This is a genomic window from Micromonospora sp. NPDC005710 (genome assembly GCF_040630995.1).
In the GTDB taxonomy this organism is placed as follows: domain Bacteria; phylum Actinomycetota; class Actinomycetes; order Mycobacteriales; family Micromonosporaceae; genus Micromonospora.
This window is the reverse complement of the sequence record NZ_JBEXYP010000010.1, coordinates 86,549-109,737: the sequence shown is the minus strand read 5'-3', so window position 1 is coordinate 109,737 and position 23,189 is coordinate 86,549. Positions and strand designations below refer to the sequence as shown.

General features: G+C 71.8%; 22 protein-coding genes. 14 read left to right on the top strand and 8 right to left on the bottom strand.

Annotated elements, in window-relative coordinates:
- Nucleotides 1-9 precede the first annotated feature (9 nt).
- The 5 genes from ABZ406_RS16045 to ABZ406_RS16025 are packed head-to-tail and all read right to left on the bottom strand — an operon-like array spanning nucleotide 10 to nucleotide 6,586.
- Nucleotides 10-390 carry a DUF742 domain-containing protein gene (locus ABZ406_RS16045; protein ID WP_357761461.1) on the bottom strand — a complete coding sequence of 127 codons (381 nt, stop codon included), beginning with the start codon at nucleotides 388-390 and terminating at the stop codon, nucleotides 10-12.
- Nucleotides 368-817, bottom strand: a complete 450-nt coding sequence (locus tag ABZ406_RS16040; RefSeq protein WP_357761458.1) for a roadblock/LC7 domain-containing protein — start codon at nucleotides 815-817, stop codon at nucleotides 368-370. Before ABZ406_RS16040 ends, ABZ406_RS16045 begins: the two co-directional genes overlap by 23 nt.
- Complete coding sequence (locus tag ABZ406_RS16035; protein WP_357761456.1) at nucleotides 814-2,760, bottom strand: nitrate- and nitrite sensing domain-containing protein; 1,947 nt, start codon at nucleotides 2,758-2,760, stop codon at nucleotides 814-816. The genes ABZ406_RS16040 and ABZ406_RS16035 overlap by 4 nt, the downstream gene beginning before the upstream one ends.
- Entirely contained in the window at nucleotides 2,757-5,321 is a 2,565-nt protein-coding gene (locus ABZ406_RS16030) for a LuxR C-terminal-related transcriptional regulator (RefSeq protein ID WP_357761453.1), read from the bottom strand. The genes ABZ406_RS16035 and ABZ406_RS16030 overlap by 4 nt, the downstream gene beginning before the upstream one ends.
- A gap of 5 nt (nucleotides 5,322-5,326) precedes the next feature.
- Complete coding sequence (locus tag ABZ406_RS16025) at nucleotides 5,327-6,586, bottom strand: Hsp70 family protein (RefSeq protein ID WP_357761450.1); 1,260 nt, start codon at nucleotides 6,584-6,586, stop codon at nucleotides 5,327-5,329.
- Between the two features lie 300 nt (nucleotides 6,587-6,886).
- Here ABZ406_RS16025 and ABZ406_RS16020 point away from each other — a divergent pair, with 300 nt between their 5' ends.
- The 7 genes from ABZ406_RS16020 to ABZ406_RS15990 all read left to right on the top strand — a co-directional run bounded on the left by ABZ406_RS16020 (nucleotide 6,887) and on the right by ABZ406_RS15990 (nucleotide 15,235).
- On the top strand, nucleotides 6,887-7,768 hold the full coding sequence (locus ABZ406_RS16020) for an IniB N-terminal domain-containing protein (RefSeq protein ID WP_357761447.1): 882 nt from the start codon (nucleotides 6,887-6,889) through the stop codon (nucleotides 7,766-7,768).
- Between the two features lie 115 nt (nucleotides 7,769-7,883).
- Nucleotides 7,884-9,725, top strand: a complete 1,842-nt coding sequence (locus ABZ406_RS16015; RefSeq protein WP_357761779.1) for a dynamin family protein — start codon at nucleotides 7,884-7,886, stop codon at nucleotides 9,723-9,725.
- Complete coding sequence (locus tag ABZ406_RS16010; protein ID WP_357761445.1) at nucleotides 9,722-11,182, top strand: hypothetical protein; 1,461 nt, start codon at nucleotides 9,722-9,724, stop codon at nucleotides 11,180-11,182. The genes ABZ406_RS16015 and ABZ406_RS16010 overlap by 4 nt, the downstream gene beginning before the upstream one ends.
- A gap of 145 nt (nucleotides 11,183-11,327) precedes the next feature.
- Nucleotides 11,328-12,350, top strand: coding sequence for an ABC transporter substrate-binding protein (locus ABZ406_RS16005; RefSeq protein ID WP_357761442.1), 1,023 nt, complete (start codon nucleotides 11,328-11,330; stop codon nucleotides 12,348-12,350).
- 31 nt (nucleotides 12,351-12,381) lie between these two features.
- Complete coding sequence (locus ABZ406_RS16000; protein ID WP_357761439.1) at nucleotides 12,382-13,389, top strand: iron ABC transporter permease; 1,008 nt, start codon at nucleotides 12,382-12,384, stop codon at nucleotides 13,387-13,389.
- Nucleotides 13,390-13,394: 5 nt separating this feature from the next.
- Nucleotides 13,395-14,465 carry an iron chelate uptake ABC transporter family permease subunit gene (locus ABZ406_RS15995; RefSeq protein ID WP_357761436.1) on the top strand — a complete coding sequence of 357 codons (1,071 nt, stop codon included), beginning with the start codon at nucleotides 13,395-13,397 and terminating at the stop codon, nucleotides 14,463-14,465.
- A complete protein-coding gene (locus ABZ406_RS15990; RefSeq protein WP_357761433.1) occupies nucleotides 14,462-15,235 on the top strand; it encodes an ABC transporter ATP-binding protein in 774 nt (257 codons plus the stop codon). The genes ABZ406_RS15995 and ABZ406_RS15990 overlap by 4 nt, the downstream gene beginning before the upstream one ends.
- Nucleotides 15,236-15,294: 59 nt before the next feature.
- Here ABZ406_RS15990 and ABZ406_RS15985 read toward each other — a convergent pair whose 3' ends face one another.
- Nucleotides 15,295-15,585: a DUF1540 domain-containing protein gene (locus ABZ406_RS15985; protein WP_357205816.1), complete on the bottom strand. Its 291-nt coding sequence runs from the start codon at nucleotides 15,583-15,585 to the stop codon at nucleotides 15,295-15,297.
- 171 nt (nucleotides 15,586-15,756) lie between these two features.
- On the opposite strand from ABZ406_RS15985, the gene ABZ406_RS15980 reads away from it, so the two are divergent.
- The gene (locus ABZ406_RS15980) at nucleotides 15,757-16,299 is read left to right on the top strand and encodes a carbohydrate-binding protein (RefSeq protein WP_357761430.1); all 543 of its coding nucleotides are present in this window, start codon (nucleotides 15,757-15,759) and stop codon (nucleotides 16,297-16,299) included.
- Here the strand turns inward: ABZ406_RS15980 and ABZ406_RS15975 are convergent.
- Together ABZ406_RS15975 and ABZ406_RS15970 are read right to left on the bottom strand one after the other, a co-directional pair.
- Nucleotides 16,205-16,729 carry an NUDIX hydrolase gene (locus ABZ406_RS15975; RefSeq protein WP_357761426.1) on the bottom strand — a complete coding sequence of 175 codons (525 nt, stop codon included), beginning with the start codon at nucleotides 16,727-16,729 and terminating at the stop codon, nucleotides 16,205-16,207. The two genes, ABZ406_RS15980 and ABZ406_RS15975, sit on opposite strands and share 95 nt — an antisense overlap.
- A gap of 40 nt (nucleotides 16,730-16,769) precedes the next feature.
- Nucleotides 16,770-17,240: a septum formation initiator gene (locus tag ABZ406_RS15970; RefSeq protein WP_357761423.1), complete on the bottom strand. Its 471-nt coding sequence runs from the start codon at nucleotides 17,238-17,240 to the stop codon at nucleotides 16,770-16,772.
- Nucleotides 17,241-17,342: 102 nt separating this feature from the next.
- On the opposite strand from ABZ406_RS15970, the gene ABZ406_RS15965 reads away from it, so the two are divergent.
- The 6 genes from ABZ406_RS15965 (at nucleotide 17,343) to ABZ406_RS15940 (ending at nucleotide 23,186) form a co-directional block, all read left to right on the top strand.
- The gene (locus tag ABZ406_RS15965; protein WP_357761420.1) at nucleotides 17,343-18,038 is read left to right on the top strand and encodes a response regulator transcription factor; all 696 of its coding nucleotides are present in this window, start codon (nucleotides 17,343-17,345) and stop codon (nucleotides 18,036-18,038) included.
- Nucleotides 18,035-19,321, top strand: coding sequence for a HAMP domain-containing sensor histidine kinase (locus tag ABZ406_RS15960; RefSeq protein ID WP_357761417.1), 1,287 nt, complete (start codon nucleotides 18,035-18,037; stop codon nucleotides 19,319-19,321). The genes ABZ406_RS15965 and ABZ406_RS15960 overlap by 4 nt, the downstream gene beginning before the upstream one ends.
- Nucleotides 19,322-19,349: 28 nt before the next feature.
- A complete protein-coding gene (locus ABZ406_RS15955) occupies nucleotides 19,350-19,904 on the top strand; it encodes a DUF5872 domain-containing protein (protein ID WP_357761414.1) in 555 nt (184 codons plus the stop codon).
- Nucleotides 19,905-20,173: 269 nt separating this feature from the next.
- Entirely contained in the window at nucleotides 20,174-21,199 is a 1,026-nt protein-coding gene (locus ABZ406_RS15950; RefSeq protein WP_357761411.1) for an NBR1-Ig-like domain-containing protein, read from the top strand.
- Between the two features lie 207 nt (nucleotides 21,200-21,406).
- Nucleotides 21,407-22,270 carry a peptidoglycan-binding domain-containing protein gene (locus ABZ406_RS15945; protein ID WP_357761409.1) on the top strand — a complete coding sequence of 288 codons (864 nt, stop codon included), beginning with the start codon at nucleotides 21,407-21,409 and terminating at the stop codon, nucleotides 22,268-22,270.
- 31 nt (nucleotides 22,271-22,301) lie between these two features.
- The gene (locus ABZ406_RS15940; RefSeq protein ID WP_357761406.1) at nucleotides 22,302-23,186 is read left to right on the top strand and encodes a peptidase inhibitor family I36 protein; all 885 of its coding nucleotides are present in this window, start codon (nucleotides 22,302-22,304) and stop codon (nucleotides 23,184-23,186) included.
- Nucleotides 23,187-23,189: the final 3 nt, after the last annotated feature.

Here is a 23,189-nt window from a genome sequence, read left to right as displayed (position 1 = left end):
CCTGCCCGGTCACAGTGCGCGAAGCCCGACGAGTATCGCCTCAAGCAGATCCTCGTTCGGCAGCTCCGACAGCATCGGCGGTTCGTGCGTCTCGATCAGCCCGGCCGCCAGCAGGTCGCCGAGCAGCACCCGGACCGTTCCCAGCGGAAGGTCCAGTTCGGCGCCGACCTCGGCCACCGACACTGGATGGTGACACAGCTCGACGATCCGCGCCTGTTCGGGGAAGAGCGGTGTGCGGGGCGTGGCCCCCCGCCTGGCCACGACCAGCGAGATCAGGTCGAACTGGCCGCGTGCGGGGGCGGTACGCCCCCCGGTCATCGTGTAGGGCCGGGCTACCGGGCCCGCGTCGTCGTCGTACCAGGCCTCGTCAGTGGCGCCGCTGGAGTGCACCAGTGTCCCCGATCGTCACCGAGGAGGCCGGGCCCAGCGTGATCGGCAGGTGCTGCTCGGCCTGCCCCACGAAGAGCGCCACCTCGTACGCCATGTCACCGACCTCGACGTCGTCACCGGCGATCCGGACGGTGAGGATGGTCCCGTTCGGAATGGTGGCGATGAACAGGAACGCCCGCGACATCTGCACCACGACCTGGCGCAGGTGACCCGCGTCGCAGGTCCGGGTGGCGGCCAGCCCCAACGCGATCAGCCCGGCGACCACTCCCGATATCTGCTCGGCCAGGTCGTCCCCCACCCGCCGCGAGCCGCCGAGTGGCAACCCGTCCGGTGAGAGCACCACGGCGAACTCCGCGCCGTGCACCCGGTCGACCAGGCTGTTCAGGGCGTCGGTCAGGCCGGCCTTGGTGACCACTGCAGACGTCATTGATGTCTCCTTGCTGTTCTCGCGACTGGGAACTCGACAGTGTCGAGGCTGGTCCTGCCATGGCCCGGGCCGGTTGGCGCGGAGTGGCGGACCCGCGTCGGCAGTGCCCCGTCGCCGTTCGGGTCGGGTAGGTCGGTGCCGGTGCGGGCCGGTGGGTACGGGGTGTCGGCCGGTGCGCCGGCCGGTGGGCCGCCGGTGTCGGTGACGAACCGGGCGGGAAGGAGCACGACGGCGGCCGTTCCGCCGCGCCGGCCGGGACGCAGCGAGACGTGGGCGCCGCAGCGGCCGGCCAGGACGGCGGCGGCGTACCAGCCGGCGCGGCCCGGTGGCGGGCCGTCCGGTGGCGGGCTGCCGAGCAGGTGGTTCGCCTCGGCCAGCGCGGCGGCGTCCAGGCCGGGCCCGTCGTCGACGATGAGAACGGCGCACCCCTGCGGTCGGTGTTCGCCGCTGACCCGCACCGTGGTGTCCGCCCCGGAGAACGCCAGGGCGTTCTCGACCAGCTCCGCGAGCAGGTGGATGACGTCCGTAACGGCCGGCCCGGCGAGCGACCACGGCCAGTGTGGGGCGATCAGGACCCGGTGGTACTCCGGCACCTCGGCGACCGCGCCGCGGGCCACGTCGAGCAGCGGCACCGGGCGTCGCCAACGGCGGGCGGGTCTCGTGCCCGCCAACGTGATCAGTTTCTCCACGTTGCGCCGGATCCGGGTGGTGAGGTGGTCGAGCTGGAACAGGTCACCGGTCTCCTCGGCGGACCGTTCCCGACGTTGCATGCCGTCGAGCAGGCTGAGTTGGTCGCGCAGCAGGACCTGGTTACGTCGGGTCAGCCCCAGGAACAGCTCCCGCTCCGCGTCATCCCTCGTCGGGGACGCGCGCGGCGGCGAGGGCTGAGTGTCCCGCGCCGCAACCGGGAGGTCAGTGGCCGGCCTCGTCAGCTCGTCGGTCAGGCGGCGGATGGTGCCCGCCCAACTCAGCAGGAGCACCAGCACGACGATGAGGCCGAGCCCCACCACGGCGCCGGTACGCGCGACGAGCACGACGGCACCGGGGGTGGCCCGCTCGACGCTGCTGCGGGCGGTGGTCGTCACGAGCGTCTGCAACGCGCCGAGGGCGGTGTCCACCGCGGCCCGCCAGGCCTGCGCGGTGAGGCCGGCCAGGGCGTCCGCGCTGCCCGCCTGGAGCAGCAGCCGGTTCTCCAGGTCGAGCAGGGCCACGAATTCGGGACCGGCGGCGAGGCGCTGGTACTCGCCCTGGCCGTCCGGCGGAAGCTCGGCCACGGCCTCGGTGCGCGCGTAGCGCTGGACGGTGACGAGTGTGGCCAGCCGGCGCCGCTCGTCGACGCCCAGTCGCGCGCCGGTCAGGGCCGCGCTGACCAACGTGTCCTCCCGGGCGAGCAGTTCCCGGGCGCGGGCCAGCGCGATCACCGCCCTGGTGTCGGCGGCCAACCCGCTCTCGTACGCGCCCCACTCCGGGCCGTACACCCGGAAGGCCACGTCGATGACGTCGTCGTACCCGGCGCTGGCGCCGCCCTGGGCGAGCCGGCCGGCGTCCACAGTCGATCGGGTAATGCCCAGGCCGTCGAGCCGTCGGACCAGCTCGCCGGCCCGGTCGCGGACGGCCCCGGCGCTGAGCAACCGAAGGCCGTGGCCCTCGGTGAACTCGCGGATCTCGGCGGCGGCCCGATCGGTGCCCTCGCGGGCCCCGGCCAGCGCTGGTGTCGGCTGCCCCGCCCCGGTGACCGTCTCGGCGGTGATCCGGCGTTCCGCCTGCAGACTCAGGATCAGGCGGTCGATGGGTTGGCCCAGCGTGTCCGCCAGCGCCCGGACGCGCAGCAGGTCGACGGCGTCCTGGCTGGACACGTACGCCGCGTACGACCACAGGGTGATCAGCACGGCGGCCAGGACGGCCAGCCGGATCCGGATCAGCCGAACGTCGACGCTGGTCATCGGCCGGCCCGCTGCGGCCATGGCTGCCCGGCCGTGTCGCTGGCCCGGTCGGCGACGAGGGTGCGCAGCAGCGCCAACAGCTCGGCGCGGTTGGCGCAGTTCAACCGGTTGCGCATCCGCGCCACGTGGTGTTCGACGGTCTTGGCCGAGATGAAGAGCCGATCGCCGATCTCCCGGTAGGTCAGGCCGGCCAATACCAGCTCGGCGACCTCGTACTCGCGGTCGCTGAGCCCGTGCTGGGTGGGGCCGACGACCCGTGCCGTGCTCGCGCCGGTCGTCGGTGGCTGCCCGCCAGGGCCGCCGGACGGCCGCCCCTGCAACGCTCGGGCGCACTCCAGCAGTGTGGTCATCGCCCGCCGGTCGGCGGTGCGGATGGCGGCCTGCCCGGCGAGGCGGGCGCCGTCCCAGCACAACCCGGTGTCGTGCAGCCCGCGCGCGGCGGCCTCCACCCGGGCCGGGTCGACGAACCCGCGGAGCACCTCCACCCAGCTCTCCGCGGCGGCGGCGACCACTGCCGCGTACCGGCTGTGGTCGGCCGCGGCGAGCAACGCCGCCACGTGTTCGTCGGCGACAGTCGGCTCGCTTGTCAGGATCGCGGCGTGCAGCCCGCTCCAGTGCATCGGCACACTCCACAGTGGTGGGCTGCCGAGCCGGTCGAGCAGCGCTCGCCCCTGGTGCAGGTACGGCGCGAGCCGGGCCAGGTCACCCAGTCGCGCGCCCGCGATGGCCAGCTCACCCAACGGCAGCAGGGTGAACAGGTCGACGGGGTGTCGTACCACCGCCTCCAGCGCCTGCCCCCAACCCCGCTTGAGCGCCCCGAGGTCACTGTTGCGCCGACCGATGCCCATCCGGATCGCGGCGGCGAAGAGCTGGTCGCGGGACTCCAGTGGTCGCCCGTCGAGCGTCACAGCGGCAAGGCGCTCGCCGGCGGCGTGTATCTCGCCCCGGACCATCAGGATCCAGGCCTGCAACAGCCGGTGCCGGCGGGCCATCAGCGGGCCACCGACACCGGCGCCCAGCGCCCGGTGCAGCACCCGCTCGGCGATCTCCAGCTCACCGCAGTGCACCGCCGTCAGCGCGGCGAGGGCCGCAGGGCTGTCCGGCAGCAGCGCGGCTCGCCCGTCCGGCTCCAGCAACGCGGCGGCCTGCACGAGCGCGGAGAGCGCGGCGGTCGGCGGGCCGGTCACGCTCTCCCGTACGCCGTTGGCCATCAGCCGCGCCGCGCTGGCGTGCAGGGTGGGCGGTTCGCCCGCCGGGTCACCCGCCGGTGGTGCGCTGGCGGCGGCCAGATCTCCGCCGGCGAGCCCGCCGACGATGGCGAACGCCGCCGCCGAGGCGGTGCCCGACCAGCGGAACAGTTCGACGCTGCGGCCGACGTGACCACGGTGGGCCAGGGCGGTGGCGGCGACCACTGCCGCGTCGGAGCGGTCCGGGGGAGCGGCGGTGGCCAGCAGCCGGTCCGCGAGCCGGAGCGCGTCGTCGAGGTCACCGGCGAGCGCGGCGGCAAGCGCCTGCCGCGCGTTGGGCGGCTGTCCGGCCGCCGTGGCCGCCGCGAACAGTTCGGCGGCGAACGCCGGCTCGTCGGCCAGCGCCTCATCCGCCGCGGCGGCCACTGTCGCGGCCGGGCAGTCGCCGAGCGCGCCGACCGCCAGCAGGGAGCGGACCAGCGGCAGCACCGCGCCGCCCCGGGCGAGCTGCAACTCGGTGAGCCGACGCCAGACAGCCGTCCGCTCGGTGGTGGGGCTGAGCGTCGCGACGGCCCGCCGGACGATCGGCGCGAGCCGGCCGTCGGCGCCGAGCAGCCCGGCCGCCCTGGTACTGGCGATCAACTCGTCCACCCCGGCCGGGTCCCGACCCAGCAGCGCACCGAGCATGCTCACCGGCATCGCCCCGCCGGCCGCGACGGCGAGCAGCAGTCGTCGTACCGCGGTGGGCTGAACGTCCAGGTCCGGCCCGAATTCGAGGATGACGGACCGGGGTGGGTCGACGATCGTGCCGGTCCGGGTCGCCGCGCCGGCCAGGCCACGGGCCAACCGTTCCACGTCCCGGGGTACGCCGGCGGTCTGCGTGTGGACGAAGTCGACCAGGTCAGCGGGTCGGCCCAGCTCGGGTGTGGCGGCGAGATGAGCGGCGGTCTGCTCCCGCGTGAACGGCGTGAGCAGCACGCTCTGCCCGTCGCGTCGCAGCGCGTCGACCAGTTCACTGAACGCCGCTGACCGGGGCCACGGACGGTAGGCGACCACCAGCCGGTGTCGACGGCCGGCGACCAGACGCGCCAGCGCCTCGATCCGCGCGTCGTCGAGCAGGTGCGCGTCGTCGACGAGCACCACAGTGTCGGGGTCGACCTGCTCACCCGGCCGCGGAGCGGCAGTGCGGACGGCGATGCCGGCGCGTTGGTGAATGTGCTCCACCTCGGCGAGCAGTGCGGTCTTCCCGTGACCGGCGGGGCCGGCGATGCCGACGGTCAGTGGGCCGGTCGGATCCTGCACGACAGCGTCCAGCAGGGCCCGCAGCCCCTTGTCCACTGTCAACCCTGGGACGGCGAGGTCATTCATGATCATCGGGGTCATCCTTCGCGTCCGCGGCCACGGGCCAGCGCCAGGCGGGACGGCTTCGGCAGTTCCAGTGGGAGGACCCGGACCGGCGGCCGCGGTGGCGGATCGCCCGGAACGGTGTGGTGGGGGCGGCGTGGAGCCGGCAGGGTGGCCCGCCCGGCACCGCTGACCGGGGCCGGGACACGGGCCGGCGGCGGCTGGCGGGGGCGTGGTGACACCACCTGACAGGCGGCCATCGCCGCCCCGGTGGCGGCGGTCAACTGTGGGGCCGGCTCCACCTCGACCGGCACCGGGAGAGCCGCGCCGATCAGCTCGGTCACGAGCGGAACACGGGTGGAGCCGCCGGACAGCAGAACGCCGTCCAGTTGCCCCGGAGTCAGGTCGGCACTGCGCACGGCCCGCAGCAGCAGGTCGACGGTGGCCTGCACCGTCGGGCGGATCATGGCCTCGAACTGCGCCCGGGTCACCGGCACGCGGGCCGGGCCGCTCGGCAGGGTCAGCACCACGTCGGCCGTGAGGTCGACGGTCAGCACCCGCTTGACCCGGTCACACTCCGCGCGCAGCCCGCGCAGCGCGGCCTGGGCCCCGCGACGCCCGGTCGCTGCCAACTCCCGGGCCAGCAGGGTACGAGCATGCTCGGCGAGCGCCTCGTCGAAGTCGGCGCCACCGATCGGGTCGAGACCCTGCGGGGTGCCGAACGTCTCGAACGTGCCGCGTGCGGTGCGGCGCACGAGAGCCGCCTCGAAACTGTTGCCGCCCAGGGCGTAGACCACTGCGGTGCTGCCCGCGAACCCCCGAGCGGCGTGACTTTCGGCGACCGTGACAGTGCGGGGCAGCAACGTCACGTGCCGTAGGCCCAGATTGGACAGTGCCCGGTGCAGCACCTCCCGCCGGTACGGGCGCCACCCCGCCGGGTGGCTGAGCACGATCGCCTCGGCCGCGCCACCCTCCTGGGCGTGGACCCGCTCCACCACCCACGCGGCCAGCTCGGCGGTGAGCGTCTGCGGCGCGCACGGCTCGCCGCCGAGCAGCACCGGCACGTCGTCGCCGATCCGGTGGACGAAGTCCCGGGTGGTGCGGCTGCCGTCGTCGGTCGCGGGCTCGCCGACGTGCAGCGACCCGTCCTCCGCCAGGCACAGCACCGAGGGCATGAGGGGTGAGCCGGCGCTCAGCGGGACGGCCTCGGGGCGGGTCCAGGTCGGGCCGCGTCGCCGCGCGACGGCGGCGGCCGTGTAGCTGCTTCCGATGTCTATCCCCAGGACGTACGGCATTGTCTCTGTCTCTCCCCGTGAGTCGGCCGGTCGGTGGCGATGGCGTCGGCTGCCCGACGACCCACCCCCGGCGAACCCCGCGGGCTCCTACGTTCGTACCAGAGATCAGTCCCTGGTCGGGACCCTAATCTCGCCGGGACGGTTTCCCCCTGTCCCCCTAACGTACGAGGTGGCGGAGCCCCTAGTTCAACCGGCACGGATGCGGGCTGAGCCCCGATGCCCGGGGGTGGCCCCGGCAATAGCGTCGTCACCGTCGACGTACGACACCCCGCACAGGCCACATCCGAGGAGAACCGGCACATGGACTCGCAGCAGACGCTCCACGACTTCGTGCTCGACCTACTGACGAACCCGGACGCGCGGTCGGCCTTCGACCTCGACCCCGAGGGCGCGTTGCGGGGCGCCGGGCTCACCGACATCACTGCCGCGGACGTGCAGGACGTCGTACCGCTTGTCGTCGACTACGCGCCGGGGGCGGGCCTCGCGCCGTTGGCCTCGCCGGTCGGGCAGCTCGGGCTGGACCCGCTGCTCACCGACACGACCGATGTGGTGGGTCAGTTGCAGAGCGTGGCGCAGCAGATCAGCGTCACGAGTTCGCCCGGTGGCGTGGACGTCAAGGCCGGTGTGCTCGGTGCCATCGCTGTCGACCCGTCGACCGCTGCCGCCGGGGTCACCGTGCTGCCGGGCATCGGTCTGGGCGTCGGTCCGTACGGCCTCGACACCGACCTGGCCGGTGTCTCCGACGTGGCGCACACCCTCGACGCCGACGTGGTGCAGCCGGTGGACGCGATAGCGGACCCGGTGCTCGGGGACGTCACCGGCACCGTCGGCGACCCGAGCGGCCTGCTCGGCGTCGCCGACTCGAACCTGATCGGCGGCGACCTGACCGGCGGTGTCCTCTCCGGCACCCACGGCCAGCTCGGCGGGGTGGTCAGCTCCCTCGGTGTCGACGACACCCTTGGCGGGCTGGGCCTCGGGCACGGCGACGGCATCGTCGGCGGGGTCCCGCCGCTCGACGTGCCGTCGACGGTGGGCGGCGTGACGCACCAGGTGGACAGCCTCCTCCCCGGTGTCACCGACACGGTCGGTGACGTGACCGGTGGGGTCACCGATGGTGTGCTCGGCGACTCGCACGCCTCGTCCGATCACGGGCTGCTGGGTATCACCGGCGGTCTGCTCTGATCCGGTCTTCCGGTCGGAGCGGAGGGCCGGATCGTCTCGGACGATCCGGCCCTTCCCGGTTCCACATCCGGTCCCTCTTGATAATTAACCTGAAATCCGCACACTTGGTGCGGTGATGGCCGGGATCTGGTTGGACGTGCTGGACGAGATCGCCCGCACCTGCACCGCACACGGTCGCGGCGACCTGCTCCAGACGGTGCGGCAGAAGCGGGCGCAACTGCTGGACCCGACGCTGCGCGTTCTGGTCATCGGTGAACCGAACCAGGGCAAGAGTCAGCTGATCAACGCGATCATCAACGCGCCGGCCTGCCCGGTCGGTGACGGCCGGACGACGGTCCTGCCCACCGTGGTGCTGCACGCCGAGGCCCCCACCGCGGCGGTGGCGCAGTCGCCGGGCGACCCCACCGGCACCGCCACCACCGCGAGCGTCGAGCGGACCCCGGTGGCGCTCAACCAGGTCGCGGCGGGCGTGGCCGGCCTGGTCGGGCGTCGACCGGGTGGCGGACCGGCGTACGTCGAGATCGGACTGCCCCGCGCCCTGCTCGGTGCCGGGTTGGTGCTCGTGGACACCCCCGGCACCGACGAGGTCGCCGGTGTCGTCGCCGCCTCGGTCGCCGCTCCCGCCCGCGCGGACACCGTGGTGCTGGTCTCCGACTCCACTCGGGAGTTGTCGGTCGCCGAGTTGAACGTGCTGCTGCACGTGACGCGGTCGCATCCGAACGTGGTGGTGGTGCAGAGCAAGACCGATCTGGTGGCGGACTGGCGGACGGTCGCCGAGCGCAACCGGCAGCACCTGGCCGAGGCGGGTGTCCCGGCGACGCTGATCCCGGTCTCGGCGGCGCTGCGACTGCGCGCCGCCGCGGCCGACGACCGTGCTCTCAACGCTGAGTCCGGGTTTCCCGCGCTCATCGCCCGCCTGCAACGCGACCTGGCCGGCAAGGCCGACCACCTGGCCCGGGCTGCGGTGCAGACGGTGGCCCGGACGGTGGTGGAGCAGTTGGCCGCGCCGCTGCGCGCCGAGTTGGCCACCCGGGAGGCCGAGGAGCAGTCCGGGCCGATCTCCCGGCTGCACGCGGCGCAGCGCGAGGTCGACGAGTTGCGCCGCTGCTCCACCCGGTGGCAGAACGTGCTCACCGACGAGATCACCGACCTGCTCGCCGACCTTGAGTACGACCTGCGTGACCGGACCCGACAGATCCTGCGCGCGGTGGACGAGGCCTTCGACACCGCCGATCCGTTGGTCGCCTGGGACACCTTCCAGGACTGGCTGGAGCGGAGCCTGGTGGAGGCGGCGGAGGCGAACCACGAGTGGCTCGTCCAGCGCTGTGACTGGATCGCCCGGCGGGTGGCCGCCAACTTCGACAGGTACGGCTACGACGTGCTGCCGCCCTGGTCGATGACGATGCCGGACGACATCGGCGAGCGGTTGCCCGAGTTGCAACGGCCGACGATCGACAGGTTCACCACCGGCCAGAAGCTGTTCACCGGCATGAAGGGCTCCTACGGCGGGATGCTGATGTTCGGTCTGGCGACCACCCTGGCGGGGATGCCGATGATCAACCCGGTGTCGGTGGGCATCGGGGCGCTCTTCGGGGGCAAGAGCATCCGCGACGAGAGCAAGCAGTTGCTGCGTCGCCGGCAGGCAACAGTCAAGACGGCCATCCAGCGCCATGTCGACGACTTCTTCGTCCGGATCGTCCGCGACTGCCGCGACGCCGCCCGGCAGGTGCAGCGGATGCTGCGGGATCACTTCACGGGGCTGACGGAGGAACTCCAGGAGGCCATCGTGCAGTCGTTCCGCAGCGCGAAGCAGGAGGCCGACACCGATGCCTCGGTACGCGAGCAGCGGCAGCGCGAGATCCGGCTGAGGATGACCCGGTTGGCGGCGGTGTACGAGCAGGCCCAGCAGTTGACCGGCACCCGTTCCGCCGCGCTGCTGCTGGAGCCGCAGCCGTGACGGTGGGGCTGCGGCTCGACGAGGCGGCGTGGGGGTTGCTGCACCAGGCCATCGAGGTGTACCGGGACAATCCCCGGGCCGTGGCGGAGCTGCGGCAACAGGTGGCCCGGTTGGAGCAGCCGCTGCGGATCGCCATCGTCGGCCCGTGGCGATCGGGCAAGTCGACGGTGCTCAACGCGTTGATGGGTGAGGAGGTCGCGCCGGTCGAGCGGGCCGACGGCGCCTTCACCTGGTACGAGGACGGGCCCGCGCCGCACGCCACCGCCTACCCGGCCGGGCAGCCCCCGCAGGAGTTGGCAGTGGTGAAGTCAACGACCGGGTTGCGGGTGGATCTGGGTCGGGGTGTTGGCGACGTACGGGACATCGTGGTGCGGTGGCCGACGAGGGCGCTGCGGCGGGTCACCTTCATCGACACCCCGGCGGTCACCGGCGGTGGCGAGCAGGGCCGGTCGCCGGTGATGGAGCGGGTGCTTCGGGATGCGGACGCCATGTTGTACCTGACCCGGGACGGTCGCGACAGCGACCTGCGGGTGCTGGAGTCCGCACGGGACAGTGCGGTCGGGCAGTCTGCGCTGGTCAACGTGATCCTGCTGCTGTCCCGTTCCGACGAGACCGGTGGAGGCCGGATCGACGGCCTGCTCACCGCCCGCCAGCTCGCTCGCCGGCACTACCGCGACCCCAGGGTGATCGCGTTGAGCGTCAACGTCGTGGCGTGCAGTGGAAAGATCGGCCTGGCGGCACGGATGCTCGGTGAATCGGACTTCGCCGCGCTCGCGACGGTGGCCCAGGTGCCCCGGGCGGTGTTGGACGCCCACCTCATCTCCGCCGACCGCTTCCTCGGCGGCGAGCTGCCGGTGCGGCTGGACACCGAGGTGCGGGCGGCGCTGCTCGGTCGGTTCGGGGTCTTCGGGGTTCGACTGGCGTCCACGCTGGTGCGCAGCGGGTTCGACAGCCGGGTGAAGCTCTCCGCCGAGTTGATTCGGCGGAGCGGTCTCACCGAGCTGCGCGAGTCGGTGACGCGGTGTTTCATCGATCGCCGCGACGCGCTGAAGGCCCGGTCCGCGCTGGCCGCGGTGGAGGCGCTGTCGCGGGCCGAGCCGGCGCGGGGGTCCGCCGAGTTGGTCGGCGCGGTGGAGCAGATCCTCGCCGGTGCGCACGAGTTCCGGGAGCTGCGCCTGCTGGTGGCGTTGCGCAACACCCGGCTCGGGTTCGACGCGGAGCTGGCCGCCGAGGCGCAGCGGCTGGTCGGCGGCGACGGGGTGGGCCTCGCGGCTCGGCTCGGTGTCGAGCACGAGGCGGATGTGCGGCAGCTCTGGGAGGTCGCCTCCGACGCGCAGTGGCGGTGGCGGGACCGGGCGGAGGATCCGCTGCTTCCGTTGGCCCAGCGGCGCGGCGCTCAGGTGGTGGTCCGCAGTTGCGAGGGGATGATCGCCGAGCTGGTGGCGGGCGGCCGCTGAGCGACGAAGTCGCGGCGAGGACGGTGTGGGAACGTCTTTCGAGGTGGGGCACCCCGGCATTGGCCAAAACTGGAAGCATTGGTTAGCCTAACCTAACTTTCGGGCCGGACGGCTCGCTTGTCTTCGGAAGATCGGGAACCTCACCATGCAATCCTGGCGTCCGGTCCTGGCCGTAGCGGCGTTGAGCGCCGTGCTCGGCGGGCTCACCGGTTGTGGCAACGACACGGGCACCGGCGACACCGCCGCCGCTGCCACCGCCTCCGGCCCCTGGTCTTTCAACGACGGCTCCGGCAAGATCGTCAAGGCGGACAGGACACCGACGCGGATCATCGCGCACGCCGGCGAGGCCGCCGCGCTGATGTCCTTCGGCATCAAGCCGGTCGGCGTCTACGCCGACGAGTCGGTCAAGACCGACCCCAACCTCAAGAACCTCGACCTCACCGGCATCGAGATCCTCGGCCAGGAGTGGGGCAAGATCGACGTGGAGAAGGCCGCCGCCCTGCGTCCCGATCTGATCGTCGGCGACTGGTGGCCGGCCGAGAAGGCGCACAGCGGCATGGAGGAGGGCGTCGACGAGAAGAGCAAGAAGCTCGCCGAGCTGGCCCCCATTGTCGGCATCACGCAGGGCAAGTCGATCGTCGCGCTGGCCGAGGGGTACGAGGATCTCGCCGAGAGCCTCGGCGCGGACGTGGCCAGCCCGCAGATCGCAGCGAACAAGAAGCGCTTCGAGGACGCGGTGACAGCGTTCAAGTCGGCCACCTCGGCCAAGCCGGACCTGACGGTGGCGGCCATGTCCCCCTCGACCGAGAAGGTCTACGTCGCCAACCCCGAGTACGCGCCCGAGCTGCTGGACCTGCAGACCTGGGGCCTGAAGGTGATCAACCCGGCCAGCCCGGACCCGGCCTTCCCGTACTGGGAGAACCTCAGTTGGGAGAACGCCGACAAGTACCAGCCGGACCTGATCCTGTGGGACGGCCGATCCTTCACCCCCGCCGCGAACGCGGACTGGGGCAAGAAGCAGCCGACCTGGTTCAAGGTCAAGGCGGCCAAGGCCGGCGCCACCGTCTCCTGGCCGGCGTTCTGGCTGCACACGTACGGGGACTTCGCCACCGAGCTGGACAAGCTGACCCAGGCGGTCAGGGCCGCTGATCCGAATGTCGGCAACTGACCAGGTCGGGACGCGCACCTCGACGGGAGGCGTGCGGCGAGCCTCCGCCCTCGGGCCGGGGCTCGCCGTCCTCGGTGTGGTCCTCGCCCTCGTCGGCTTCCTGAGCGTGACAATGGGCTCCCGGTCGATCGGGCTTTCCGAGGTGCTGCACGCCCTGTTCAGCCTCGACAGCGACGGACCGATCAGCAGCACCGTCACGCTCGAGATGCGGGTACCCCGCACGCTGCTCGGCGTCCTGGTCGGCGCCGCGCTCGGAGTGGCCGGCGCGATCCTGCAGGGCGTCACCCGCAACCCCCTGGCGGACGCGGGCATCCTGGGCATCAACTCCGGCGCCGCCGCGTTCGTGGTCTTCGCCATCACGGTGCTCGGGGTACGCGGAGTCGGTGTCTACGTCTGGTTCGCCTTCGCCGGTGCGATCGCGGCGCTCGCCCTGGTGTACGCGATCGCCTCGATCGGCCGGGAGGGCGCCACCCCGGTGAAACTGGCCCTGGCGGGCGCGGCGGTCACCGCCGGCCTGGCCTCGGTGACCAGCGGCATCGTGATGACGAACGTGGACGCCCTCAACGAGCTGCGGTTCTGGCAGGTGGGGTCGCTTGCCGGTCGGTACACCCCGATCCTGACCGGGGTCGCGCCGTTCCTGCTCATCGGTCTCGCCGCGTCGCTGGGCTTCGGGCGGGCCATCAACGGCCTCGCGCTCGGTGAGGACGTCGCGCGTGGCCTCGGCCAGAACGTGACCCGTACCCGCGCGGTCGCCTTCGTCGTGGTGGCGGTCCTCGCCGGCGCGGCCACCGCGGCCTGCGGACCGATCGTCTTCGTCGGGCTCGTGGTGCCGCACCTGGCGCGGTTCATCTGCGGCCCCGACTACCGCTGGATCCTGCCGTACTCGATGCTGCTGGCACCCATCGTCCTACTCCTCGCCGACGTGCTCGGCCGAATGGCCGCAGCCCCCGACGAGGTGCAGGTCGGCGTGGTCCTCGGGCTGATCGGCGCGCCCGCGTTCATCGCGATCGTGCGCTACGGCCGTCTGTCGGAGGTGTGAGTACGGTGACGACAGCGACAACGAGCGACCTGCGGTCCGCCTCGTCCGCTACGGCAGCGGCGTTGCGAGCCAACCGGAGGCGTCGCGCTGCCCGGTCCATCGTGGTCACGGGCGCTCTGACTGCCCTGGTCGGCGCCCTCTTCGTGCTCACCATGATGGTGGGCAGTTTCCGCATCGGCGCCGCCGAGGTCGTCGCCTCGGTTCTGCACCTGTCCGACAATCCCGGCGTCGACTTCGTCGTCCGTGGCCTGCGACTGCCGACCGCGGCGGCTGCGGTGACGGTCGGGCTCGCCCTCGGCGCGTCCGGGACGATCTTCCAACAGTTGTTGCGCAACCCCCTCGCGTCACCGGACTTCGTGGGCATCACCTCGGGAGCCGGGCTGGCGGCCGTCACCGGGATCGTGCTCCTCCAGGCGGGTGGGCTCGTCGTCAGCGGGCTGGCCCTCGGTGGCGCGGTCGCCGCCGCCCTGGCCATGTACCTGCTGGCCTGGCGCGACGGGGTCAGCGGCTACCGCTTCATCCTCATCGGCATCGGAGTGGCGGTCTTCTTCGAGGGCCTGATCGGCTACGTGCTCAGCCGGGCGCAGCTCTTCGAGGCCCGCCAGGCCATGCACTGGCTGATCGGGTCGGTCGGCCAGGCCAGCAGCACGGAACTGTGGGCGCTCACCGGCGCCCTGCTCGTCCTGTTGCCTGCCGCCACGGTGCTGCAACGGCAGTTGGGCGCGCTCGAACTCGGTGACGACGCGGCCCGGATGCTCGGTGTCCGGGTCGAACTCAGCCGGGCCGGGCTGCTCGGCACCGCCGTCGTGCTGGTGGCCCTGGCGGTCTCCGTGGCCGGCCCGATCGCCTTCGTCGCCCTGGTGGCCGGGCCGATCGCCAACCGGCTTCTCGGCCCTGCGGCCCGGGGTGTTCTGCCCGCCGCCCTGGTCGGCGCCGCGCTGCTGCTCACCGCCGACCTCGTCGCCGTGCACCTGCTGCCCACCCCGTTGCCCACCGGCGTGGTGACGGGCGCGGTCGGTGCGCCCTACCTGCTGTGGCTCCTGGCCACCACCAACCGACAAGGAGCGGGTGGATGACCCGACTACGCGCCGAGGGCCTCACCCTCGGCTACGACGACCGGACCATCGTCGACCACCTCGACGTCGCCGTGCTCGACGGCAAGGTCACCGCGATCGTCGGCGCCAACGCCTGCGGCAAGTCCACTCTGCTCCGTGGCCTGGCCCGACTGCTGACACCACGGGCCGGCACCGTCCTTCTCGACGACAGACCCCTCGCCGAACTGCGCAACGTCGAGGTGGCCAAGGTGCTCGGGCTGCTCCCGCAGACTCCCGTCGCCCCCGACGGCATCACCGTCGCCGACCTCGTGGCCCGCGGTCGCTACCCCCACCAGGGGTGGTTTCGCCGGTGGAGTGGCGACGACCACGACGCCGTCGCCCGGGCCCTCGACGCCACCGGAACCGCGGATCTGATCGACCGTCCGATCCGGGAACTTTCGGGTGGTCAACGCCAACGGGTCTGGGTGGCCATGGCCCTGGCTCAGGACACCGACCTGTTGCTGCTCGACGAACCCACCACCTACCTGGACATCAACCACCAGGTCGAGTTGCTGCGGCTGCTGCGGAAACTCAACGCGGAGTCCGGCAAGACGATCGTCATCGTCATGCACGACCTCAACCTCGCCTGCCGCTACTGCGATCACCTCATCGCGATGTCCGGCGGTGCGATCGTCGCCGAGGGGGCGCCTGTCGACGTGGTCACCGGCGACCTCGTCGAGCAGGTCTTCGGCCTCAGCTGTCTCGTCGTACCCGATCCGATCGCCGGCACGCCGATGGTCGTCCCCGCGTAAGCGGCATCAGACGCGGGAGGGCGGCCACCACTGCCGTCCCTCCCGCGGGTCGCGCCGGGTCAGCGCGGCTCGTACGTCTGGCAGTCGGCGATGTCCTGACCCGGGCCCACCCGGATGGACGGCGCGTGGCACTCCAGTTCGGCGTTGTGTTGGCAGTCGGAGCGCTTGCAGGCCCCTACCTGGGCGATGACGCGGTCCAGCCCGCCCTTCGCCGAGGTGTCGATGAAGGTGGCGCAGCTGGCGTTCTGCTGCCCGATGGTAATGGCGAACGCGTGGCAGCCGTCGTGGTTGTAGCCGCAGTCGGTGACGGTGCACTCGTGGACCCGCGGCATCTCCAGCATGTCGGTCATGGCGATCTCGCTTCCGTCGGTGAACGACCGGCATACCCGGGCTCGACGGGACAATTCCCTCTCCATCGTCTCTTCTCGGGATATTCCGCATAGGCCAGCCTTGCCTAACCGCTCATCCAGACCCGGCCGACGGCGAACATCTTCGGCATCATCGACGCCGAGTACACCGACTTGGGTGGAGGCGGCCAGCCGGCGCTGACCACGCACACCCAGGCCGTCCTGCAACCACGGGTACGCCAGGCCGAGCACTTCGGTGATTCGTCCGGTGTCCAGATCGTCGCGGGGGCAGCGGGCCACGGCGGCGCGGCCGTCGGCTACATCGACAACAACGACTGGATCTCGTTCCGCCCGTACAACCTCACCGGCGTCCGGTCGTTCAGCGCCCGGGTCGGCGCACCAGCCGGTGGCGACGGTGGGGTGGACGACCTGACCGGGCTCAGCGGGTCCGGCCGGTACATCCGGCTCCTCGGCACCACCCGGGGCACCGGCTATGACCACTCGCTCTGGGAGTTGGAGGCCTACAGCAGTCGAACTCCCCGACTGGCTACGCGCCGTCCCCAGCGGACAAGATCCGCGCAGACCGACCCTGGCCCGGTCTGCCGTGAGCCGAGCGGCGGGATCAACGAGACATTGTGTAAAGGGTCAGCGCAGCCAGCGACGGTGCGTCGACGATTTCGCCGGCCAACACCATGGCACGGATCTGTGCGTCGGTGAACGACCGGTGCACCATGTCCTGCTCGGTCGCCTCGCGGTCCGGCTCGCCCTCGGTCAACCCGGTGGCCAGGTAGACGTCGCAGCCCTGCGTGGAATAGCCGTACGCCTCGTACAGGTGCCCCAGGTGGGTGACCGTCTCCGCACGCAATCCGGTCTCCTCAGCCAACTCCTGGCGGGCCAGCGTGGAGGCGTCGCCCCTGACCCCGTGTCCCCAACTGCCCTGCGGGAACTCCCAGGCTCGACGGCCAACCGGGTAGCGGAACTGCTCAACCAGCCAGAAGCCCTCAGCCCAGCGGGGCAGGACCAGCGCGGAGTCCGGCTTTTCCACCACCCCGTAAATGCCAGTCGAGCCGTCCGGCCGGCGAACGCGATCCTCCCGCACGGTCATCCAAGCGTTGGTGTAGACGGTCCGACTCTCCAAGCGCTCCATCGCACGATGCTCGCAGAGGTGCCTGCCACTCGGGGCGTTCCTAGTCGTCGGCGACTGCCACCGGCTCCGCGCCGATGCAGCGCACCTTCAACTCGTACTCCCGGGTCGGCCCCTGGAACGTGACCTCGACGTCGTCGTCCGGGCCCCGGTCCACGTCGCGGACCCGGTAACCCTGCGCCGGCGCCCAAGAGACGAGGCGTACGCCGCCGATGCCGCACTCGGCGACGGCCGTACCGCCGTCGGTGGCGAACCCCCGGCGGGGCCCGGCGCTGCCGCTCGGCGTGGCGCTCGTCGTTCCCGGCGCGGCCGAGGCGGTGCCCGGGGCAGAGCCCGTCGTGGGCGTCGGCTCGGGTGCGGCGAGTGCCCGTTCGATCTCGGCCTCGCTGCGCACCCCGCCCGGGGTGCCGGTGAGGCTCTCGCCCACCAACCGGATCGCGCCCACGCCGATCAGGGTGGCGATGGCGGCGGTGGCCACCCACCCGGTGGCGACGAGGATCGAACGACGGCCCATTCCCTGACTATCCACGATCCGTCCTTGTCGTTGGCACAACCCGACGCTAAGGCATGGTTAACGTGCGCCTGACTGCCGGTGGCAGCGGTTAGCCTGCCAGCTGTGGCCCGCCTGTTGCTCATCGAGGACGACCTGACGATCCGTACCCCGCTAATCCGGGCCCTGCGGGAACGCGGCCACGCGGTGGCCGCGTCCTCGACCGCGATGGCCGGGCTCCGCGACGCGCTGGAGGACCGACCCGACCTCGTCGTGCTCGACCTGGGCCTGCCCGACCTGGACGGCCGCGAGTTGCTGCGGATGCTGCGCGCGGTCAGCGCGGTGCCGGTCATCGTGGCCACCGCGCGCGACGACGAGACCGAGATCGTCCGAGTGCTCGACGCGGGTGCTGACGACTACGTGGTCAAGCCGTTCACCGCGGCGCAGCTCGACGCCCGCATCCGGGCGGTGCTGCGGCGCGGCCCCTCCGGCACCGACGGGCAGGACCTGACACTCGTCGTCGGCGGGCTTCGCGTCGACCCCCGCTCTCGACAGGTCACCCTCGACGGATCCGCTGTCGAGCTGACCCCCCGCGAGTTCGATCTGCTGCACCACCTCGCCGGCCGTCCGGGCCAGGTGGTCACCAAACGTGAGCTGCTGACGGAGGTCTGGCAGATCCCGTACGGCGGTGCCGACAAGACCGTCGACGTGCACCTGTCCTGGTTGCGTCGCAAGCTGGGGGAGAACGCCCAGCAGCCCCGCTACCTGCACACCGTGCGGGGTGTCGGGGTGCGTCTCGAAGCCCCGGCGGAGCAGCCGTGAGGGCGCGCCTCGCGCTGCTTGTCGCCTCGGTGAGCGTCCTCACCCTCATCGCGTTCTTGGTGCCGCTGGCCCTGCTGGTCCGTACCGTCGCCGAGGACCGGGCCACCGTGCGGGCCACCGCCGACGCGCAGAGCCTGGTGCCGGTGGTCGGCACCGCCGACGCGGCGACCATTCGGCTCACCGTCGAGCAGCTCGCCGCGGAGTCCGGACGGCAGGTGAGCGTCTTCCTGCCGGACGGGACAGTGCTCGGCGCCCAGACACCGCGTACGCCGGCGGTGGCCCTCGCCGCGCGCGGACAGAGCCTCACCGGGGAGTCGGCGGTCGGCCGGGAGGTGGTCATCGCCGTGCAGGGTCGCGCGGACGGCACCGGGGTGATCCGGATCGCGGTGCCACAGCACGAGCTGACCGCCGGGGTCACCCGGGCCTGGCTGGTACTGGCCCTGCTCGGCGTGATCCTCGTGCTGATCGGGCTGCTGGTCGCCGACCGGCTGGCCCGTACCCTCGTCCGGCCGATCAGCGACCTCTCGGCCGTCTCGCACCGGCTGGCCAACGCCGAACTGGACGCCCGGGTCACGCCGGCCGGCCCGCCCGAACTGCGCGAGGTGGCCGGAGCGCTCAACCACCTCGCCACCCGGATCCAGGTGCTCCTGGTGCAGGAGCGCGAACAGGTCGCCGACCTGTCGCACCAGCTGCGTACGCCGCTGACGGCGTTGCGGCTGGAGGCGGAGTCGTTGCGGGACCCGGACGACGCCGCCCGGATCACCGCCGCAGCCGACGGGCTCGAACGCGCGGTCACCGGGCTCATCCGGCAGGCCCGGTGGCGGCACACACCGGCGCAGCCGGCCGCCTCGGACGCGGCGGCGATCGTCGCCGACCGGGTCGCGTTCTGGTCGGTGCTGGCCGAGGACACCGGCCGGGCCGTCACCCTCGACCTGACGCCCGGCCCTCTCCCCGTCGGAGTCGCCGCCGACAACCTCACGGCCGCGGTGGACGCCCTGCTCGGCAACGTCTTCGCGCACACCCCCGACGGGACGCCGTTCGCCGTCCGGCTGGCCTCCGAGGCGGGCGAGGTGGTCCTCACGGTCGCCGACGAGGGCCCGGGCATGCCCGCCGGGGCGATCCGGCGGGGCGCCAGCGCGGCCGGGTCCACGGGCCTGGGCCTGGACATCGCCCGGCGCGCCGCGCAGGCCGCCGGCGGTCGACTGGAGGTGCGGGCCAACCCGGGAGGCGGCGCGCAGGTGCTGCTCCGGCTCGGGCCTCCGGTGTCGCCGCCGGAGGCATAGGCGGCGCGGTGCCGGGTAGCTGCCAGTCATGGCGCGGTATACGAAACCCGAGCTCAGAGAGCAGATCAAGGAAGAGATCCAGGCCTCCGACAAGGGCGGCAAGCCGGGGCAGTGGTCGGCGCGCAAGTCGCAGCTGGTCACTCAGGAGTACAAGCGGCGCGGCGGCGGATTCCTGGGTCAAAAGGACGAACGACAGAAGTCGCTGCAGCGCTGGGGCAACGAGAAGTGGCAGACGAAAGAGGGCGACACCCGGGCGCGCAAGGACGGCGCGACGAGTCGTTACCTGCCCAAAAAGGCATGGGACGAGATGTCGGAGAGCCAGAAGCAGGCCACCGACACCAAGAAGCGCGAAGCCTCTCGAACGGGCAAGCAGTACGTCGCCAACACCGGGCCGGCCAAACGAGCGCGTCGGGACGCCACCACTGCCGGTCAGATGACGGAGATGTCGGTCGCGGAGGCGGCCAAGCTGGTCCGTGGCCTCGACACCCGACAGCTCAAGAGCGCGCTGCGTAACGAGCGCGCCAGCAAGGACCGCAAGACGCTCGTCCAGCGGCTGGAAGCCGAACTCAACAGGCGCGGCTAGTACGTGTGGACGAGAGCGGGCTGTCCGGACATGGAACCCGACCTGCGTCCGCGTTACCGCGGCCGCCGCTGACCCGCCTCCGCTCGGCCCGCCGGGACCACCGTCCCGGCGGGCCGGTGCCGCGCTACGACAGCGGCGTCATCCTCAATGCACCGGGACCGTCGAGCCCGGTGTCGTCGACGCACCACATCGATGGCGGCCTTGTCCCGTTCGGGACCCTCTGACACGCTCTGACAACGCCTGACAACGTCGTCCGACGAGGGGGAGTGATGAAGGACCAGCGTGCCGCCGCCGAGTCGATTCAGGACAGACAGGCCAACGAGAGGTTCGCCGAACAGCTACGGACTCTGCGGACAGCCGCCGGCGACCCGTCGTTCCGGAAGATGGCGGGGCGGTCGGGTCGGATCTCGCACACCACCCTGCACGAGGCCGCCACCGGGAACCGGTTCCCCTCCTGGGAGACCGTGCGGGAGTTCGTCCGAGCCTGCGAGGCGGACGAGGTCCAGTGGCGGCGTCGATGGGAGGACGCGCAGCGCCCCGCGTCTGCGCAGGGCACCGAAGACGGCGATGCCCCGCAGATCAGTACCGAGTCCCCGACCGGTGCCGACACCCCGGTCACCACGGGCGTGAAGCCCGACACCGGGACCGGCGCCCCGCAACCGGACGGGCCTGTCGTGGCCGCCGTCCCCGCGTCGTCCCCGGCGAAGCAGAACGCGCTGCGCAGCACGGACTATCCGCCAGCCGACGAGGAGGTCGCGGGCGCACGGCGGCACCGGCTGCCGTGGCTCGCCGCCGCAGCGGTGGTCCTGGTGGTGGCGATGGTCGCCGTCCTGGGAATCGTCGTGCGCGGCCGGACGTCGCGCGACGACCCCGGCGCGGTGGCGGCGTCGTCCGCACCGTCGGTGACGCCGTCGGCCTCAGTGTTCTCGGACTCACTGATCCCCGGCGACTCCAGCAAGTTCATCTCCGACGTCACCATCCCCGACGGCACCCGGGTGCGGGTGAACTCCCAGTTCGTCAAGGTGTGGGCCCTCAAGAACGTGGGGAAGGTCGCCTGGCACAACCGTTTCCTCCAGCGGACCAACCCCACCGCCGACGCCGACGGTTGCCAGGTGCCGGACCGGGTGGCGATCGGTGACACACCGCCCGACGAGCAGGTGATGATCAGTGTCGAGGTCACCGCGCCGAGCCGTCCCGGGAAGTGCTGGGTCAGCTGGAAGATGGTCGACGAGAACGGGCAGGAGTACTTCCCCACCCGCCGGCCGGTGTACTTCACTGTCACCGTCACCGCCTGAATGCGTTCCCCGGTCACCTCGACCGGTGTCAGAGTGCGGACCCTCGATGTCAGCCTGGGACGCCGCCGAAGCTGACAACACCACATCCATCGAGGTCGCTGCCGACCTGACGGATCTGACAGCACGGCATGGGTACCGAACAGCAGGCCGCTTCCCGCAAGGTGATGTCCGTTCCGAACGACACACCAATTGCGAGGAGGATCGACAGTGCGCCGTCCCTGGCTATCCGTCGGGCTCGCCGCGCTCTGCGTGGCCGTCGGTGTTCCGGCCCACGCGTGGGCCGCGACAACCGGTGCCACAGCGCAGCGAACCGTCACCACGGCCGCGCGGCCGGTCGTGGACATGGAGGCCACCGTCCTGGCCGCTCAGATCGACCCCCGCCGGGCCGACAACACACTGACCCCGGGCGCGAAGAGTTCCGTACTCGCCGTCGAACAGGCGCTGCAGGCGCAGGGTCTGCTGAACGCGCAGTGGGTCGACGGCTACTTCGGCACCGTGACCGTCTCGGCGTACGCGGCGTACCAGCGCTCGCTCGGCTACAAAGGGCTGGCCGCGAACGGGCTGCCCGGCACGACGTCGCTCACGAAGCTCGGGCAGAACCGCTACACGGTCGGCAACACCATCGGTCCGGGCGCGAAGATCCCGCGTGACGGGTACGTCGTCAACGCCCGCACGCAGGCGATGTTGGCCGAGGCCCAGCGTCTGCTCGGCTACACCCTGGTGCTCGACCAGGGCTCGTACAACCCCGGGGGCGACCCCACCTCGGCCGGTACGCACGACGGCGGGGGCGTGGTGGACATCGCGGTCACCGGCATGACCGCCGCCAAGCGCACCGCCGTCGCCCGGGCCATGCGCCAGGTCGGCTTCGCGGCCTGGGTCCGCAACCCGAATCAGGGCGACTGGCCGTGGCACATCCACGCCACGGCGATCAGCGACACCGACCTGTCCAGCCCGGCACAGCACCAGGTCGGCGACTACTACCTCGGCATGAACGGCCTGGCCAACCAGGGGCCGGACGACGGCCCTCCAGTCCCGATCAAGACCTGGGAGCAGTACCAGCGCGGGCAGTGACCCGCACCCCCACCGTTTCCGAAAGGACACCATGAACATCCGTAAGAGCCTCGCGGCTGCCGGCATCGCGCTGGCCGCGGCCACCTCGATCCTCAGCGTCGCATCGCCCGCGTCAGCGGCGGCCCGAGACGGGGTCTGCGACAGCGGCGAGTTCTGCTACTACTACAACAGCGACAACGCGGGATCGATTTCGGACTTCACCGGTTCGCTCGACGACTACGGCACCGAGCAGCCCTCGTGCTACGACTTCAAGGGCGCTGGCGCTGGCAAGGGCCTGTGCATCAAGAACGAGGCCGCCTCGATCTGGAACCGCAGCACCAAGACCGTCCGCGTCTACTACAACAGCGGCTACGCCGGCTCTTACCAGGACTTCGCAGCCGGCGCGAAGGCCAACCTCAACGCCACGCTGAAGAACAACAACGCCTCGCACCAGTTCTCGCCGTCGAGCCGCACGAACCTGTCGTACGCCCTGTACCAGGCCAGCGGTGGCTCCGTCACGTGCGGCTTCGACGGCTACACCACTACGCCCGGCCGGCACGAGGGCATCGACATCGCCCGCAGTAACGGCTCGGACGTGCGCGCCCTGGTCTCCGGAACGGTCATCTACGTCGCGCGGGGCGCCACCGGCAGCGGCGGCCTGTCCACGATCTCCGTCTACAACTCCTCGCTCAACAAGTCGGTGATCTACCTGCACACCGCGCCGAAGTCCGGGGTGAGCGTGGGCGACGCCATCAGCAAGGGCGAGATCATCGCCGACGAGTCGTGGCACGGGGTGTCCTCCAGTTCGGGCGCGCACACCCACGTCGAGGTTCGGGCCGGCCGGCAGACCCATGCGGCCGTCAGCGTCGGCGACCCCACCCTGGACAACGCCGACCCCACCGCGTTCTGGAACTCCCAGGGTTACAACGAGAAGTAGGAC

Coding starts and splice junctions, on each gene's coding strand:
- ABZ406_RS16040 (WP_357761458.1), bottom strand. CDS start 817: ATGACGTCTGCAGTGGTCACCAAGGCCGGCCTGACCGACGCCCTGAAC.
- ABZ406_RS15970 (WP_357761423.1), bottom strand. CDS start 17,240: ATGGGCCGTCGTTCGATCCTCGTCGCCACCGGGTGGGTGGCCACCGCC.
- ABZ406_RS15950 (WP_357761411.1), top strand. CDS start 20,174: ATGAAGGACCAGCGTGCCGCCGCCGAGTCGATTCAGGACAGACAGGCC.
- ABZ406_RS15955 (WP_357761414.1), top strand. CDS start 19,350: ATGGCGCGGTATACGAAACCCGAGCTCAGAGAGCAGATCAAGGAAGAG.
- ABZ406_RS15985 (WP_357205816.1), bottom strand. CDS start 15,585: ATGACCGACATGCTGGAGATGCCGCGGGTCCACGAGTGCACCGTCACC.
- ABZ406_RS15975 (WP_357761426.1), bottom strand. CDS start 16,729: ATGGAGCGCTTGGAGAGTCGGACCGTCTACACCAACGCTTGGATGACC.
- ABZ406_RS16030 (WP_357761453.1), bottom strand. CDS start 5,321: ATGATCATGAATGACCTCGCCGTCCCAGGGTTGACAGTGGACAAGGGG.
- ABZ406_RS15940 (WP_357761406.1), top strand. CDS start 22,302: ATGAACATCCGTAAGAGCCTCGCGGCTGCCGGCATCGCGCTGGCCGCG.
- ABZ406_RS16035 (WP_357761456.1), bottom strand. CDS start 2,760: ATGACCAGCGTCGACGTTCGGCTGATCCGGATCCGGCTGGCCGTCCTG.
- ABZ406_RS16025 (WP_357761450.1), bottom strand. CDS start 6,586: ATGCCGTACGTCCTGGGGATAGACATCGGAAGCAGCTACACGGCCGCC.
- ABZ406_RS16020 (WP_357761447.1), top strand. CDS start 6,887: ATGGACTCGCAGCAGACGCTCCACGACTTCGTGCTCGACCTACTGACG.
- ABZ406_RS16005 (WP_357761442.1), top strand. CDS start 11,328: ATGCAATCCTGGCGTCCGGTCCTGGCCGTAGCGGCGTTGAGCGCCGTG.
- ABZ406_RS15990 (WP_357761433.1), top strand. CDS start 14,462: ATGACCCGACTACGCGCCGAGGGCCTCACCCTCGGCTACGACGACCGG.
- ABZ406_RS16015 (WP_357761779.1), top strand. CDS start 7,884: ATGGCCGGGATCTGGTTGGACGTGCTGGACGAGATCGCCCGCACCTGC.